Here is a 15432-nt window from a genome sequence, read left to right on the forward strand (position 1 = left end):
AAACAGCTATTGAAAACTAAAGAACATTTCTTAGACGGACAAACACTTTTGATTGACAAACCATTAAATTGGTCTTCTTTTCAAGCGGTAAACTCTATAAAGTGGAGCATCCGAAGAAAGTTTGAGCTTAAAAAAATAAAAGTTGGTCACGCAGGTACTTTAGATCCTTTAGCAACAGGCTTACTGCTTATTTGCACCGGAAAATCTACCAAAACAATTAACGAACTACAAGGTCAGGCTAAAGAATACACAGGGACTATTACTTTAGGAGGCACAACACCTTCTTACGATCTAGAATCTGAAATAAATGAAACCTTTCCTACGGAACATATTACGGAAGCGATGATAAAAGAAGCTACCCAACAGTTTTTAGGAGAAATAGAACAAGCACCTCCAATTTTTTCCGCATTGAAAAAAGATGGTAAACGTTTGTACGAATATGCAAGAGAAGGTCTAGAAGTTGAAATAAAAAAACGCCTTATCACTATTCATGAGTTTGAAATTACGGGTATTGAAGCTACTGTAGTTTCCTTTAGAGTAGCGTGTAGCAAAGGAACCTATATCCGATCTCTAGCGCATGATTTTGGAATTGCCCTAAACTCTGGCGCACATTTATCATCACTTAGAAGAACCAAAATAGGCGATTACAACGTAGATAATGCAATAACCACAGAGGAATTTAACAAGCTATTGAATCCTGATGTTGAAGAAAATCTTTAGAAAAGGGACATTTTCATTGTTGTTCGTCGATTTGATAAAATAATATTCTAAAAAAGTGGTTATTAGGAATATGAGTTTAAATAAAAGTCAACTTTCATTACTAATCACATTTCTTTCCATGGCGATCATGGTGTTGGGTTTATACAACATACACTTGGGCGCTAAGGAAAAAGAAGAATACGTGGTGGAATTAGCTTTACTCGAAGAAGAACCCGAAGAACTTTTAGAAGAAGAGGAACAAGAACTACAAGACCAGGCAGAAGCAGAAGCTATCAAAAGTCATATGGCTTTTAATGAAACTGCAAAAGCTAGTTTTGGAAACCCTGAGCCTTTAAAAACATTAGATGAGTTAATGGAAGAAGCTGAAAACAGCTCTGATAACGACGAACCTAATGAGCTTCTAACCTCCGATTCTGGCCAATATGCCGCCAGTCTTAAAGAACTTAAGAAAAAGCGTCAAGAAGCAAAAGAATTATTAGGGGAACGCGAAGCTCAAAAAGATGTGCCCACCAATAATTTAGCAAAACGCAGAACTTCTATTTCCTATTCTTTAATAAACAGAAACCACTACAGTTTACCTGTACCTATTTACACGTGCATAGAAGGCGGTAAAATAGTAGTTAATATTGTTGTAGATAGTCAAGGTACCGTAACGGATGCTAACTTTAATAAAAGCAGCTCTAGCACTAGCAATGGCTGTTTAATAGACAATGCTTTAGAATATGCCTACAAAGCATCTTTCAACAAATCTACAAAAGCTAGCCAGAAAGGCACCATCACCTATTTATTCCAAGAGAAGGCCCGCTAACAAATCTTCCGCAGTATTTACTCCTTTATCTTTTGTATACCAAATTTGCAAATCTTGCTTAAATTCTGGAGTTAATGTCCCATGTGTATTTTTATATTCCGCAACCAATTGTGTTGCCTTTGAAGGTCTTGGACCCCACTCTGAAAACACTGTATTTGTGGCATCATCAATCATTAATAATTTAGGAATAGACAAAGTACCATTAGTCAAAAACTGATTCATCAGTGCTAAGTTCTCATCACGTAGAATAACTTTAAAATCAATATTAGAATTAAGACTTGCTAATTTATTCATGACAGGCATGGTTTGTGCCGCATCACCACACCAACTTTCTGTAAGCACCAACCAGGTTACTTTCTTATTTATCTTAGCTATACCCTCAATAATATCTTCAGAAAATTTAAGCGTTTTATCCAAACGTTTCATTCGCTTATCATTAAGCAGTGTATAATTTGCAAGTGCATCGTTCTGAACAGTTCCTGTAGACAACCCGTTAGCGACTAATGCCGAAACAGTAGCACGGTACTCCTGATAGCTTACCGCTTTTGGCAAACTAGCACTCAATAACTGAGAAATTTCTTGGGATGTTTTTTTGGTTTCTAAAATATTCATGACAGGTTTATTTGGGGTAAAATTAAATACTGAGTTTTACTAAAAAACTGAATTACGTCATGTTTGTAGAAAAAATAAAAGAAAACTTACAAATGTCTCTTTTTAATCATTCCGCCTCTAGTATCATTTATACTATTCATCACCACAAAAGCCTTAGCATCTATTTTAGATATTTCTATATTTAGCCTACGTATTTCTAGTCTTGTAATAACGGTATAAATAACATCGTAATCATTTTGAGTGCCTTCTTTACTAAAACCACCTTTGGCTCTATATACTGTTAAACCTCTCCCTAATTTTTCAGAAATCATGACTCTTATTTCTTCACTCCTACCTGAGATAATGGTAACGCCAGTATATTCTTCAATACCATCTACCACAAAATCTAGTGTCTTGGAAGCAGACAAATAGGTTAACATAGAGTACAAGGCTGTTTCAATAGATAAGAAATAGGCCGCTGCTAAAAAAATAACAATGTTGATTAAGATAATGATATCACCAATAGTTGTTCCTAGTTTTCTACTTAAAAAGATAGCCAATACCTCGGTACCATCTAATACTCCGCCACCACGAATAGATAAACCAATACCTGCTCCTAAGAAGAAACCACCAAAAACCGCAACCAAAAGTTTGTCTTGGGTAATTTCCGGAAAATGTACGGTAGATAGTACTAAGGCCAAACCTAAAATGGCAATTGTAGCCTTTACTGCAAAGGTTTTACCAATCACCTTATAGCCCATGATTAAAAAAGGAACGTTTACTACCAATATTAAAATAGGCAGTGGTAAAGCAAAAATTTCTGTAGCAAGCAAAGAAATACCTGTTGCCCCACCATCTATAAATTTATTTGGAAGCAAAAAACTTTCCAAACCAAAAGCTGCAGAAAAAATACCCACTAGAATAAAGAGCATATCCTTTAAGAATCCTTTAAAACCTACACGAAGTTTTCTAGATCTTTTTAGATAGGCCCCAGCATGGCCCAATAAACGGTATCCTTTTGTCTTACTATTTGGCATGTTGTAACGTTATAAATCTTCAGGATTTATTGCTAAGCTATTAAATAATTTGGCTTTAGTTACAAAGAATTTATTTTGAACAGAATTTTGTTTCAATTTAGATTCTATAAGTTTATTTTCTCTTGAATTGATTAAAAATAATGAGCTTTCGCCGAAGCTAAATTTACGCTCTTCCGCAGCCAGTAAGATCTCATAATTTTCTACCATATCTGCAATAAGGACATTCTGATTCTCAAAAGATGCCAACTCTCGATACATGGCAATTACTTTGTTTCTAATAACAATTTCGGCATTATCCAATTCATACTTGGCATCTTGCAATTTAAATTTTGCCAATTTTAAATCCCCACGTTCCTTTCTTAGAAATAAGGGCAACTGAAAACGTATTCCCCCTTTATAATAATCCGTTTGTAATGAATTCAAGTACTCTGGTGTTTCCGTTAAAAAATTATATTCAATTTCTATTTTTGGTAATAATTTATTCGCCTTTAAATTTTTATCTACCCGTAACCCATCCATTTTGTACGTGAGAGATTTTAATTTAGGGTGATTTTCTATGGTAAAACTATCTAGGGGCACACCATTAATTCCTAAAGTCTTATTGATATCTTCAGCTACATTTTCATCAGGAATAACATTTTCCTGAAGTTCAATAGGTACATTATCCAGCCATAAAAAGCTTGATAGTTCTAATGATTTCTGCATCAACCTTACTTTTGCTTGCTCTAAATTTAGCGCTCTATCTTGTAAGGTTATGGTAGCCTCTACAGTATCAATTGCTGCAATTTGCCCTGAAGACGCACTTTTTTTAACCCCGTCTAGGCGAATGCCTGCATTAGACAAGAAACTATCAAATATTATGTTCTCATTATACGCCTGCAACCAATCAAAATAGGCCTTTGCAGCATCAAACAAAACTTGGTTTACCAAAATATCTCGGTCTGCTTTTGATTGTTCTCTAAAATACTTAGCTTTTTTCAATGTAGCCATCCTATCATTGATCCACAGTCCTTGCCCAATAGACATGCTCACACCAGCACTATACAGACCATCTTCGGGAACTGTGGCTTCTGGATTTAAGTACACACCTTCATTTTGTTCAAAAGCTCCTTTAAAATTAACCCCATACCAAGTAGGAATTTTAAACACGGCATTTAATTTGTCATAATACTCTGTGCCTTTGAATTGCTTTGTACCATAATCTACTTCAATTTTGGGATCAAAACCCCCTCTGGCTTTTAGCAGTTTTGCCTGCCCTACTTCTAAAGATAAAGCTGCTTGCTTAGCAACAGGGTGGTACTTTTTTACATACCCTAAATACTCCTTAAAGTTTAGCACCTCTACACCCAACTCTTGTGCACTTACACAAAAGCTAAAAAATAAAAGACTGTACAAAAAAACCTTTCTCATTACTTTTTATCCTTAGTTGTTTCTGATGTTGGCTGATAATAATTAGGCGGGAAGCCATTTAATTGACGCCAGAGTTCATACCAAATAGGCACATCTTCTAACAAGGCAATAGTACTTGCTCCTGATCCTACACGAATCTCATCTGGCCAGGCTTGGTCTTCAGGATCCTGAGCTAAGAGCACACGGTACTTTCCATTAGGGCTTATAAACGTTTCTACTGCCACTACGGTACCGCCGTACGTACCATAAGAGGCATTTGGCCAGCCGCTAAATACAATAGCAGGCCATCCATCAAACTCTATACGCACCTTTTCTCCTCTATGTATTAACGGCAAATCTAAAGGCTCAATAAACATCTCTACAGCTTTATCATAGACCGAAGGCATAATACCCACTAATTTATCGCCCTCTTTAAATGTTTCTCCAATACCCGCTTTGATTGCTTTGTTGATATAACCACTCTGTGGTGCTTTTATGTAATACATATCATTCCGCATTTCATAATTAGTAAATTGATTTTCTAGCTTGGTAACTTGAGCTTGAGAATCATACTGACCTGATTGCGCCGTATACATATCACTCTGTGCTTTAGAAATCTTATCTGTATATTCTGCTTGCACCCTACTTACTTCTACAGAAGCATTTAAAATCTCATTTCTACTAGCTAATAACTTATTCTCTTGAGAGATTAATTTAGCCTGTGTTTCTTGGAGTTTCAATCTTTTTGTCTCTACATCGGTAACCGCCTTAAGGCCCTCTTCTTGCAATTGCACAGTTCGATTATATTGACGCTCGGCAATTTCGAGATTGGTGGTAGCCGCCATTAAATCAATACTATCACTTTGTACTTTTAATTTTGATTGCAAGAGTTTATTCTTAGCCTGTTGCAATTTTAAACCCCGTTCTGTTGCTAACGCACCAATTTGGTTATTTAAAGCTTTTACTTTCCCCTCATAAGAGACAACAGACATTTCTTTTGCCTTAATTTGATCTCCAGTACGTTCTACTAATTTAGGATCAAAATATTCATTTTTTATTTCTGAAATAAATAGAATAGTATCTCCTTTGTGTACAAAATCTCCTTCTTGCACAAACCACTTTTCAATACGTCCTGGTATAGGTGATTGTATGGTTTGCGGGCGCTGATCTGGCCTTAAAGATGTTAGTGATCCTTTACCACGAACATTCTGCGTCCATGGTAGAAACAACACAATAACTCCAAATAAAGCAGACCCAATTAAAAATCTATTGAAATACTTGTAATGTCTCTTATGAAAAACGCGTCGTGTAGCCTTATAGATTCCAAGATCTACCTTTTTATTTAATACGTTATTAGATATATTAAGCATAATTCTTTTTAATTAGTACTAACAATTTTCCCATCTTGAAGCGTAATCATTCTATCTACACGACTAAACCATTTAACATCGTGACTCACGACAACAACAGACCAAGGATTACTTTTATCGGTTAGAAAATCCATTATTTTAAGCGCTTCTATTTCATCCAATTGATCTAGAGGCTCTTTTAAAATTAATAATTTTGGTTTTCTTACAATGGCTCTTGCCAACACTATTTTCTTTGCCACATTATGGGGTATTTGCTGCCCTTCTGGGAATAAAATAGTATGAATACCTTTAGGCTGTTCTTTTACAAATTTGGTAAGTCCCGTATGCTCAATGGCCCAATACAAATCTTTTTGAGAAATGGCTTCATCACCAAAAGTGATGTTATCTAAAATAGTACCCTCAAACGGACTTTCCTCTGTTAAAGATTGCCCCATAAAGTTCCTATAATGATTGGGCAGAATATTATCTAACGAAATATTATTCGCATAAACCGCACCTTCGGTTGGGTGAATTAATCCCGAGATTAATCGCAACAATGTTGTTTTTCCAGAGCCATTTGCTCCCATTAAAAGCGTGGTGCTTCTAGGAATAAATGTTAAAGACACATCGTCTATTACCTTGTGTGTTGCGCCTTGAGGAATATAGCTCACTTCCGAAACCTCTATAGTTAATTCTGACGAAGCCGTTAACGGAGTTTCACCATCTTGAGATTCTAATTCTTTATCTACTACTTGCCCTAACTTTTCAAGAGAGGTCAATAAATCATACACCGTTTCTAAACCTTTTATTAATTTTTCTACGGAGGTAATGACTAATAAAATAATAATTTCTGCCGCTACAAATTGCCCAATATTCATTTCTTGGTTCAGCACTAAGAGTCCTCCTATAAGCAGCAAACCAGCAGTTACCAAAACTTTAAAGCCTATCATTTGAATAAACTGAATGACCAAAATTCTAAAGTGACTTTCACGTGCATCTAGATATTCCCCCACCAAGGTATCATTCTTTCGCAAGGCATGATTGGTTTCTCCTGAAAGCTTAAAACTCACCAAAGATCTTGCTACCTCTTGAAGCCAGTGCGCTACTTTATACTTGTATTTAGATTCTGACAAACTAGTTTCCAACCCTTTTCTAGCGGTAAATTTAAACACAACATAGATAAGAATTAAAAGCAATAAGCCATACAGTATAAAGAATGGGTGATAAAAAGAAAGCAATAGAAGTCCGAAAATTATCTGCAACAATGCCGCAGGAAAATCTAACAAGACTTTCGCTAAAGATTTCTGAACGTTTATGGTATCAAAAAATCTATTGGCCAATTCTGGAGGATAATAATCCCTTAGTTCACTCATCTTAATTTTTGGAAAACGATACGCAAACTCAAACGAAGCTCTCGTAAATATTTTTTGCTGTACATTCTCTATAATCCTAATTTGCATTAATTGTAGTAAGCCCCCAAAAGCGACACCACCAGTTACCAGAACTACAAGAACAATCCAAGAGGTACTTATTTGTGCTCCTTGAATTAAATTGATAATAGCCTGAATCCCTAATGGAAGTGTTAAGTTTACGATACCTGCAAAAATTGCGTAATAGAATGTTTGTAGAATGTCTCGCTTATCAAGTTTTAATAATCCTATTAAACGCTGCCAAGCGGTAAGTGCATTTTTAGCCATTTGTTGTTGGTGCTAAGGTTTTAAATACTAATTCTAAAAAATAGTTGGTCGGTGATTTTGGATCATGACAATCCGTAAGCGTCGGGAAATGATCTTTTAGAAAAAACTGATGTAAGGAGCCTTCTAAAATAGTACTTGCCAAACTAGAGGAATATCCATAATCTGGATTCACATTTTGTATCATTCCAGACAGACGTAAGATTAGACGTTTATAAATAATAAAATAACCATCTTTATTTTCCTCGTCTACCTCTTTAGTTAAATATGATTTGGAGTATTCGTTGATAACAATTTTACTTAAAACCACCTCATTAATATGTGAGAAATGAGAATCTTGCTCTATGGTTTTAGCTAACACCTCTATAGCTTTTCGAAGTCTTTGAGAGGGATCTGCAATGCTATTCGTAGAAAACACCAACTGATACTCTAACCAGCCCCAATACCATGAAGCCAAATACAGAAGTAGTTTGTGTTTGTTTTCAAAATACCTATATATAGAACTCTCGTTTGATTTGATTAATTCTCCTAATTTCTTAAAGGTAAATTTTTCAAAACCAATATCATGGATTAATAAAATACTGTGTTCAATAATTTTTTTTCCTAATTCTGACGACTCAGGATCCTTAAGATAAATCTTGTTGTTTATGGCAATTTTAACCGATTGTAAAAGCTGGTCCATCTTGTTTAATTTGATTACACTTACGAATATAATAGTATTACTATCACATTACAATAGTTTAACATTTTTTAACGAAAGTATAACTAATATTTAAAAATCTAATTTTTATTTTTGAGTCAATTATTTAGTATAAACTTAAAACCTAAAACATATGAAATCACTCTTAACTTTTATTTTTATGGCGATGTGTACAATAGGTGGACATAGTCAAGAAACAGCAACACACCTAGAAGAAGGTACCGTAGTAATACTCGCCAATCCTAATGGCGAAAACTACAAGCACATAGATTTTCCCAAGAAGAATATTATTATGAAGAAAGGTGCTATAGCAGATTTTAATAACTTAGTAGGCACAAAACTTATTATTAAAGATTACAAGGCAACTAATGATCACAATCAAGTAGCATCATTAATGAGACAAGATGGCAAACCTTTTTTTAGATTCTTTTCTTCTGTCGATGCTAATATTGAACGAGCAATAGAAAGCGGAGAATTAAAAGTGTATTTAGAATAAATCGCATTTTGCCTTATTCCCTAAGAAATTTCTCCACTATCTTTAAGCTCTGTTAGTATACAAATACAAAAAGCGTTTAAATGGAGAAACAACGATGTGGATGGTGCCAAGGCGATGATTTATATGAAGCTTATCATGATCTAGAATGGGGAGTACCTGTAAAAGATGATGATAAGCTTTTTGAATTTTTAATTCTAGAAACCTTCCAAGCCGGACTGAGCTGGATTACCATTCTACGAAAAAGAGAAAATTTCAGAAAGGCTTTTGACTCTTTTGATTATAAGAAAATTGCCAACTATGATACTACTAAGATTGAAGAGTTACTTCAAGACAAAGGTATTATACGAAACAAACTTAAAATAAACGCCACTATTTCTAATGCTATTGCTTATCAAAAAATACAAGAAGAGTTTGGTAGTTTTAGCGCTTACATCTGGAAATTTGTGCACCACAAACCCATTAAGAATTCCGTAGAAAACTATAAATTAGCACCTGCGAACACCCCATTATCTGATACTATTAGCAAAGACTTAAAAAAAAGGGGCTTTAAATTTGTAGGCAGTACCGTAATATACGCTCAAATGCAAGCTACGGGAATGGTAAATGATCACGAAACAACCTGTTTTAGATATAATGAAGTATAAAATTTTAATCCTAATCTTATTCTGTGGCTGTAATACTCTTTTAGCCCAAGTAAAACACGAGCGCGAATTTCGCATTAAGAAAAAAGAGTTTCCAAGTGCTGCGCATGACTTACTAAAAGATAAAGTTGTCGCTGCCAAAAAACTAAAATACTATAAAGAAATAGATAGCTTAAAGATAAGCTACGAAGCCAAATTTAGAAAAGATAAATTGTGGTATAGTATAGAATTTAATGAAGAAGGGGTTTTAGAAGATATTGAAATTAGCATAAAGGCAATTGATGTACCCAATGAAACCTATGAAGCAATCCAGAATTATCTAAGCACCAATTTTATCTCTTTTAAAATTAAAAAAATACAGCAACAGTATACCGCAAAAGATTCTATAGATGCAACATTTAAGAACGCTTTTCAGAATTTAATGTTACCCTCTGTAAACTATGAATTGGTTGTAGATGCGAAGAAAGAGAGAGGATATGAGCAATTTGAAATTCTTTTTAATGCTGAAGGAACCTTCCTTAAGATTAGAAAATCATTACCACCAAATTATGACCACGTCTTATATTAAATTTGGGCTCATTTTTTGCGCTTTATTTATTCTATCACCTAGTATTGCCCAGTCTGATTTTACAGGATACCTACAACCTCAAATTTCAGTAAACCATAAGGTTTCTCCTCTTTATACTACCAATTTTTCGGTGAGTAATCGTACGTATTTCTATAAGGAAGACGCTCTTCAGCTACAAACAAGACAGGTTGATTTTGCTCATTTCTCCGATTTAAAAATAGCTACCAATAAAAGTATTGCACTAGGTGTACAATACCGTTTCAGAGCCCCTTTTGAAAAGGAAAAAGAAAATGAATTAAGAATTACAGAACAGTACAATTACAAATTTAAACCAAACAACATCAGGTATGGCCTTAGGACCCGTATAGAACAACGTATATCTCCTTCCTTAACGACACATAGATTTAGAGGTAGACTCGCTGCGGATGTGCCGTTAAAAGGTGAAAAACTTGATATTGGCGAACCCTATCTTATTTTTTCTACAGAAAGTTTATTGAGTTTAGCTAGAACAAAAAAACCAAGCTACGATCAACGTTTTTCTTCCCAAATTGGTTATAAATTAAATTCTAACACAAAATTACAAGTAGGCTTAGAATACCGTTTAGAAGATTACAATAAACAACTAGCCCAGGTATTCTTTCTTAATTCCACCCTAGTATTTACTTTATAATCTTCAACATCTAGTCTTATAAAAAAGCTACCAACCTTAACACTTCTTCTCTATCAGGGAACTTATCCTTCAAGCGAATTGCACTTTCTCTTGCGTCTTCACAATATAAAGAATCCAATGCACAAGAACTCAGTAACACCTGTGTTAATTTATAATTTACAGCAAACTTCTCTGGAAATAACTCCTTGGCCTTTCTATATTGAAAAATGGCATTAGCAACCTTTTGTTGTTGCAACCAAATTGCAGCATCACTCATGTAAAAATTATAGTGCTTGAGATTAGTTGCAGTTTCTAATTTTAAATTGTTTGCTTGAATTGCATTTTCATTTGCAAAAAACATTGAGGTTACATAAGCAAACAAGAGTAATAATGGCACGAAAACCGCCGTAGATAACAGGACATTTTTTTGTCTGTCTTGCTTTCTATTCTGAAGTACTTGCTGTCTTGTTTCACGAAGCTGCGCTGCGCTCATTTTTTTCAACGAAACACTACTTCCTGCTACTTTAGTATATTCTTTTTTTGTAGTAGTAAATATTCGGGCAGAATTAAACCTATTGGTTTTACGCAATAATTTAATATTAGTATGATACACCTGAGCCATTCCTGCACCACTACCTCCACCAAACATAAAATTACCTTTATATGTTAGTAGCAAATGCCTCTAGAATGTTACATTTTTGACTTACTTCAAAAATTTGATAAAATCTGATCTAGAAATTTCTTCCGCACCCAAACTTTCTAGATGAGCCGTATAAACTTGGCAGTCTATAAGTTTATACTCTTTAGAAATAAGCTCTTCTGCCAAACTAATAAAAGCAAATTTAGACGCATTACTTACCAAACTGAACATACTTTCACCACAAAAAACATGGCCTAAATCTATCCCATATAAACCACCCACAAGAGTATCATTTTCCCAAACTTCATAGGAATGCGCTACACCTTCCTCATGCAGCTTCAGGTAGGCTTCTTTCATCTTTTCTGTGATCCAAGTGCCGTCTTGGTCTTTTCTTTCAACCATAGAACAATACGCTAATACTGTTTTAAAATCTACATTTTTAGTTAAGGTAAATTGGCGATCTTTAATCACCTTACGCATGCTTTTAGAAATTTTTATTTTATGAGGAAACAATACCATTCGAGGATCTGGACTCCACCATAAAATCAGAGAATCCTCATTAAACCAAGGAAAAATTCCGCTATTATAAGCCAATAATAGCCGTTCGGGAGAAAGATCTCCTCCAACAGCAAGCATACCTTCGTGGTTAGCCTCTGAAACATCAGGAAAAATTAATTCCTCAGAAAGAAAAACCATAGGCTTGTAGTTTAGTTCTTTATTCAATTTTTTTTGACCTCAAAATACGTCAAAGTCTATAAAAAACAAAAGACCTGTTTAGTAAAAAACTAAACAGGTCTTCTCTTCAATTATGTATTAATTTAAAAAGGTAAATCGTCGTGATCTTCTTCATTTAAATCATCTGCTGGCTGAAAAGAATCCATTGGTGGTGCTGGAGGTATACCCGCACTGCTATTAGAAGCTTGTGGCTGAGCACTTTCAATTCTCCAACCCTGAATAGAGTTAAAGTATTTTGTTTCTCCTTGTGGATTAACCCACTCTCTACCACGTAAATTAATTCCAATTTTAATAGGCTGTCCAACACTTACACTGTTCAATAAGTCACACTTATCTTGAACAAACTCTACCATAATATGTTGCGGATATTGTTCTTCTGTAGTAACGACAATTTCTCTTTTTCTAAATCCGTTATTTCCAAAGGTTTGAGTTTCCCCAACCATTTTCACTTTTCCTTCTACTTCCATTTTCTCTTAATTTGATAATAATACTTTCCAAGCGGAAAGTACGTCATTTTTATGTAAATATTCCTGTGCTTTACTATGAATTAATTTTTTATCATCAGCACTGATGATCACTCGCAGCTCTACATTTGAAGCTAAAAACTCTTGAACTTCTTTTTCTGTAGGTAACATCTCTACATTTCCTAACATCCCTAAATCATTCCCCGTTAATACGGTACTAGAACGAATTTCCGCAGGTATGGCATCAATCCCTATTCCCAATGAAGACAATGGCTTAGGCACCTCAAACAAACCCTCATTTGCTCTGCTGTACCAATTACCTCCCATTCTAGCTACAAGATCTATTTTTCGCTGATCAATACTTCCATTTTCGTCTAAAATTGCCTTATCCACATGAACTTTAACAACTTCAGAAAAAATTAAATTCCCTGCCCCTCCATTTTCACCTAAGGCCTCTACTTTAATAACCTTGCATTCAAATTGAACAGGAGATTCGGCTACTCTAAATGGCGCAACTACTTCGGAAGCTAACATGGTTAGCCCTGCTTTTTTAAATTCATTTTCTCCTTCTGGATATTCTGTACTAGAAAGAGACATTTGTTGTACCATATCAAAATTCACCACATTGACAACCACTTCTTTGGTCTTCAAGCAATTCTCTAAAGTATGTTTCGTGGTATTATCACGAACTCTACGTGCAGGAGAAAAAATTAATATCGGCGGATTAGCACTAAACACATTAAAAAAACTAAATGGCGATAAATTAGGTCTTCCATTCTCATCCAATGTACTCGCAAAGGCAATGGGTCTAGGGCCTACAGCCCCTAACAAATAGCCATGTAATTTTGCAGTGGTAACCTCATCCGGAAGTATAGAAATCATTTCTCGCATAGTCATGCAAAAATACATAAAATAGGTTCAAAAATGAAAATAACAACTTATCAAATAGATAGAATAATTTTTCACATTTTACGTTATATTGTGAGCACTATAAGCAATTGTTTGAATGAACTTCAGTCCTGAAAAGAAAACTATAACAATAATCTTACAAATAACCTCTTTTGTTATTGTAAGTCTAATTCTTTGGAATACAAATAGTTTCTTTAAAAAATTTAAAGAAGAAGAACGCAACAAGGTAGAAATCTGGGCCAGCGCCTTAGTAGAACTACAAGCATTACCCGCAGATGCAGATCCCGGAAATTTACCCTTAAAAATATTTCAAAATAACACGACCACACCAATGATTTTGGTGAATAGAGATGGTGCTATAAAAGTGAGTAATATGCCAAAAGAAATTGCAGCAGACACCTCCTTCATTCAGAAAAAAATAAAAAAATTTGAAGGTGAAAACACGCCTATAAAAATTGATTATAAAGGTGAAGAATTAGCCACCTTATACTATGGCAATTCTGATGTATTAAACAAATTAAAATATTACCCTATAGCCCTTCTTCTAATTATATTTCTTTTTGGAGCCGTAATTTATTTCTTTTTCAAAACCAATAAATCATCTGAGCAAAATAAACTTTGGGCAGGTATGGCGAAAGAAACAGCACATCAGATAGGCACACCCTTAACCTCGTTACTCGGGTGGAACGAACTCTTGAAAGCAGAAAATATAAATCCGAATATTACGGAAGAAATAGAAAAGGATATTTCTAGGCTAGAAACAATTACGGAACGATTCTCTAAAATAGGTTCCCTTCCAATTTTAGCAGAGCAGGATATTGTTACGGAAACAAAAAATGCTTTTGATTACCTAAAACTAAGAAGCTCTAAATTGATTCATTTTTCATTTAACAGCAAAGCAGATTACCTCCCAGTACTTTTAAATAAATCATTATTTCAATGGACGATTGAAAATTTGGTTAAAAACGGGATCGATGCGATGCGTGGCAAAGGCAGTATTAGTGTTGAAATTTTAAAGGAAGGTAATCATGCCGTAATTTTAGTGTCTGATACGGGACACGGAATTTTGAAAAGAGATTTTAACACCATATTCAACCCTGGATTTACTTCTAAAAAAAGAGGCTGGGGCTTAGGCTTATCATTAGTAAAACGCATTGTAGAAGAATACCACAAAGGAAAAATAAAAGTACTTACCTCTAGCAAAGAGGGTACCGTAATGAAAATTACTTTTAAATTAAATTCGTAAGCTATGGCAGAGATAAAATTAGAAGTTATAAAAGAAGCAGCATTAACAAACAATTGTCCTGAATGTTTTAATCAAGGCTTAAAATTGTCTTTTTTTCAAAAGCATTCTTATGGAAAATTTATTCACAAAACCACCAATGAAGTAACTTCTGAATTGGAATGTAAAAAATGTGGCACCAAAATATACCCTGTAACTTGGACCCCTGATATAGAACGCGTTTTTGAATATTACCAAAAAATGGCAATTCCACAAAAGAGCGCCATAAAATTCACGGGACTATTTTATATTATAGCCTTAGTATTAATTGCCATTGTTGGTATTGGAGTATACTTTTTACTACAAGGTAGTTTCCTTCAGTAAAAACTAAACCAGTATCTAATAATGGAAGTGATTAAGCTAATTCAGCTTTTATTTTTTCGGCAATTGCTATAAACTCTTCTTCTGAGAATTTCACTTTATGCTGAAAAGTAGCATCTTTCATTTCATTAAGCGGAATTAAATGCACGTGAACATGTGGCACTTCTAAACCAATAACGGTCATACCTACACGCTTACAATCAATAGCACTTTCAAGAGCCTGCCCAACTTTTTTAGAAAAAGCCATTAAGCCCATATAGGTGGCATCATCCAGATCCATGATCTTATTTACCTCTTTCTTAGGGATACACAAGGTATGCCCCTTTGCATTTGGATTGATATCTAGGAAGGCAAAAAAATCTTCGTTTTCTGCTATTTTATAACAAGGAATTTCCCCATTGATAATTTTTGTAAAGATACTAGCCACGGTAGTGTATGA

The 15432-nt window shown here is 34.6% G+C and carries 19 protein-coding genes; 8 read left to right on the forward strand and 11 right to left on the reverse strand.

The annotated features are described in order from the left end of the window. Positions 1–9: 9 nt before the first annotated feature. Positions 10–720 (forward strand): tRNA pseudouridine(55) synthase TruB, encoded by a 711-nt coding sequence (gene truB, locus M666_RS03060; RefSeq protein ID WP_029445034.1) that lies wholly within the window; start codon positions 10–12, stop codon positions 718–720. Positions 721–790: 70 nt separating this feature from the next. Next, positions 791–1528 carry an energy transducer TonB family protein gene (locus M666_RS03065; RefSeq protein WP_029445035.1) on the forward strand — a complete coding sequence of 246 codons (738 nt, stop codon included), beginning with the start codon at positions 791–793 and terminating at the stop codon, positions 1526–1528. On the opposite strand, the gene M666_RS03070 is transcribed toward M666_RS03065, so the two are convergent. From M666_RS03070 to M666_RS03095, 6 genes are all read right to left on the reverse strand, one after another. Beyond that, entirely contained in the window at positions 1505–2140 is a 636-nt protein-coding gene (locus tag M666_RS03070; RefSeq protein WP_029445036.1) for a thioredoxin family protein, read from the reverse strand. The two genes, M666_RS03065 and M666_RS03070, sit on opposite strands and share 24 nt — an antisense overlap. 86 nt (positions 2141–2226) lie before the next feature. Continuing rightward, complete coding sequence (locus tag M666_RS03075) at positions 2227–3156, reverse strand: YitT family protein (protein WP_029445037.1); 930 nt, start codon at positions 3154–3156, stop codon at positions 2227–2229. 9 nt (positions 3157–3165) lie between these two features. Beyond that, positions 3166–4566 carry a TolC family protein gene (locus tag M666_RS03080; protein ID WP_029445038.1) on the reverse strand — a complete coding sequence of 467 codons (1401 nt, stop codon included), beginning with the start codon at positions 4564–4566 and terminating at the stop codon, positions 3166–3168. Next, on the reverse strand, positions 4566–5915 hold the full coding sequence (locus tag M666_RS03085; RefSeq protein ID WP_024479123.1) for an HlyD family secretion protein: 1350 nt from the start codon (positions 5913–5915) through the stop codon (positions 4566–4568). The genes M666_RS03080 and M666_RS03085 overlap by 1 nt, the downstream gene beginning before the upstream one ends. Positions 5916–5923: 8 nt before the next feature. After that, positions 5924–7591, reverse strand: coding sequence for a peptidase domain-containing ABC transporter (locus tag M666_RS03090; protein WP_029445039.1), 1668 nt, complete (start codon positions 7589–7591; stop codon positions 5924–5926). Further along, entirely contained in the window at positions 7584–8270 is a 687-nt protein-coding gene (locus M666_RS03095; RefSeq protein ID WP_024479125.1) for a TetR/AcrR family transcriptional regulator, read from the reverse strand. Before M666_RS03095 ends, M666_RS03090 begins: the two co-directional genes overlap by 8 nt. Before the next feature lie 151 nt (positions 8271–8421). Here M666_RS03095 and M666_RS03100 point away from each other — a divergent pair, with 151 nt between their 5' ends. The 4 genes from M666_RS03100 to M666_RS03115 all read left to right on the forward strand — a co-directional run bounded on the left by M666_RS03100 (position 8422) and on the right by M666_RS03115 (position 10663). Continuing rightward, positions 8422–8784 (forward strand): hypothetical protein, encoded by a 363-nt coding sequence (locus M666_RS03100; protein WP_151198021.1) that lies wholly within the window; start codon positions 8422–8424, stop codon positions 8782–8784. Between the two features lie 80 nt (positions 8785–8864). Then, positions 8865–9428 carry a DNA-3-methyladenine glycosylase I gene (locus tag M666_RS03105; protein ID WP_029445041.1) on the forward strand — a complete coding sequence of 188 codons (564 nt, stop codon included), beginning with the start codon at positions 8865–8867 and terminating at the stop codon, positions 9426–9428. Beyond that, positions 9418–9993, forward strand: a complete 576-nt coding sequence (locus M666_RS03110) for a hypothetical protein (protein ID WP_029445042.1) — start codon at positions 9418–9420, stop codon at positions 9991–9993. The genes M666_RS03105 and M666_RS03110 overlap by 11 nt, the downstream gene beginning before the upstream one ends. Continuing rightward, positions 9902–10663, forward strand: coding sequence for a DUF2490 domain-containing protein (locus M666_RS03115; RefSeq protein ID WP_158400202.1), 762 nt, complete (start codon positions 9902–9904; stop codon positions 10661–10663). Before M666_RS03110 ends, M666_RS03115 begins: the two co-directional genes overlap by 92 nt. A 16-nt stretch (positions 10664–10679) precedes the next feature. Here the strand turns inward: M666_RS03115 and M666_RS03120 are convergent, their stop codons facing one another. The 4 genes from M666_RS03120 to M666_RS03135 form a co-directional block, all read right to left on the reverse strand. Then, complete coding sequence (locus M666_RS03120; RefSeq protein WP_151198022.1) at positions 10680–11318, reverse strand: hypothetical protein; 639 nt, start codon at positions 11316–11318, stop codon at positions 10680–10682. Between the two features lie 27 nt (positions 11319–11345). Then, positions 11346–11978, reverse strand: a complete 633-nt coding sequence (gene aat, locus M666_RS03125; RefSeq protein ID WP_025613864.1) for a leucyl/phenylalanyl-tRNA--protein transferase — start codon at positions 11976–11978, stop codon at positions 11346–11348. A gap of 122 nt (positions 11979–12100) precedes the next feature. After that, positions 12101–12484 (reverse strand): DUF3127 domain-containing protein, encoded by a 384-nt coding sequence (locus tag M666_RS03130; protein ID WP_024479132.1) that lies wholly within the window; start codon positions 12482–12484, stop codon positions 12101–12103. A 6-nt stretch (positions 12485–12490) separates the two neighbouring features. Next, positions 12491–13363 (reverse strand): flavin reductase family protein, encoded by an 873-nt coding sequence (locus tag M666_RS03135; protein ID WP_029445045.1) that lies wholly within the window; start codon positions 13361–13363, stop codon positions 12491–12493. 124 nt (positions 13364–13487) lie between these two features. Between M666_RS03135 and M666_RS03140 the strand changes: the two genes are divergently transcribed. Together M666_RS03140 and M666_RS03145 are read left to right on the forward strand one after the other, a co-directional pair. Continuing rightward, on the forward strand, positions 13488–14636 hold the full coding sequence (locus M666_RS03140; RefSeq protein ID WP_024479134.1) for a sensor histidine kinase: 1149 nt from the start codon (positions 13488–13490) through the stop codon (positions 14634–14636). Positions 14637–14639: 3 nt separating this feature from the next. Further along, positions 14640–14996 carry a hypothetical protein gene (locus M666_RS03145; RefSeq protein WP_024479135.1) on the forward strand — a complete coding sequence of 119 codons (357 nt, stop codon included), beginning with the start codon at positions 14640–14642 and terminating at the stop codon, positions 14994–14996. A 31-nt stretch (positions 14997–15027) separates the two neighbouring features. Here M666_RS03145 and M666_RS03150 read toward each other — a convergent pair whose 3' ends face one another. Continuing rightward, the gene (locus M666_RS03150) at positions 15028–15420 is read right to left on the reverse strand and encodes an HIT family protein (RefSeq protein ID WP_024479136.1); all 393 of its coding nucleotides are present in this window, start codon (positions 15418–15420) and stop codon (positions 15028–15030) included. Positions 15421–15432 lie beyond the last annotated feature (12 nt).

The sequence above is a fragment of the Cellulophaga baltica 18 genome (genome assembly GCF_000468615.2).
GTDB classification, from domain to species: Bacteria; Bacteroidota; Bacteroidia; order Flavobacteriales; family Flavobacteriaceae; genus Cellulophaga; species Cellulophaga baltica.

Bases quoted from the DNA above. Each gene is read 5' to 3' on its own strand.
- M666_RS03105 (WP_029445041.1), top strand. From the start codon at position 8,865: ATGGAGAAACAACGATGTGGATGGTGCCAAGGCGATGATTTATATGAA.
- M666_RS03095 (WP_024479125.1), bottom strand. From the start codon at position 8,270: ATGGACCAGCTTTTACAATCGGTTAAAATTGCCATAAACAACAAGATT.
- M666_RS03075 (WP_029445037.1), bottom strand. From the start codon at position 3,156: ATGCCAAATAGTAAGACAAAAGGATACCGTTTATTGGGCCATGCTGGG.
- M666_RS03135 (WP_029445045.1), bottom strand. From the start codon at position 13,363: ATGATTTCTATACTTCCGGATGAGGTTACCACTGCAAAATTACATGGC.
- M666_RS03130 (WP_024479132.1), bottom strand. From the start codon at position 12,484: ATGGAAGTAGAAGGAAAAGTGAAAATGGTTGGGGAAACTCAAACCTTT.
- M666_RS03145 (WP_024479135.1), top strand. From the start codon at position 14,640: ATGGCAGAGATAAAATTAGAAGTTATAAAAGAAGCAGCATTAACAAAC.
- M666_RS03070 (WP_029445036.1), bottom strand. From the start codon at position 2,140: ATGAATATTTTAGAAACCAAAAAAACATCCCAAGAAATTTCTCAGTTA.
- M666_RS03100 (WP_151198021.1), top strand. From the start codon at position 8,422: ATGAAATCACTCTTAACTTTTATTTTTATGGCGATGTGTACAATAGGT.
- aat (WP_025613864.1), bottom strand. From the start codon at position 11,978: ATGGTTTTTCTTTCTGAGGAATTAATTTTTCCTGATGTTTCAGAGGCT.
- M666_RS03080 (WP_029445038.1), bottom strand. From the start codon at position 4,566: ATGAGAAAGGTTTTTTTGTACAGTCTTTTATTTTTTAGCTTTTGTGTA.
- M666_RS03110 (WP_029445042.1), top strand. From the start codon at position 9,418: ATGAAGTATAAAATTTTAATCCTAATCTTATTCTGTGGCTGTAATACT.
- M666_RS03085 (WP_024479123.1), bottom strand. From the start codon at position 5,915: ATGCTTAATATATCTAATAACGTATTAAATAAAAAGGTAGATCTTGGA.
- M666_RS03115 (WP_158400202.1), top strand. From the start codon at position 9,902: ATGAGCAATTTGAAATTCTTTTTAATGCTGAAGGAACCTTCCTTAAGA.
- M666_RS03065 (WP_029445035.1), top strand. From the start codon at position 791: ATGAGTTTAAATAAAAGTCAACTTTCATTACTAATCACATTTCTTTCC.
- M666_RS03140 (WP_024479134.1), top strand. From the start codon at position 13,488: ATGAACTTCAGTCCTGAAAAGAAAACTATAACAATAATCTTACAAATA.
- M666_RS03090 (WP_029445039.1), bottom strand. From the start codon at position 7,591: ATGGCTAAAAATGCACTTACCGCTTGGCAGCGTTTAATAGGATTATTA.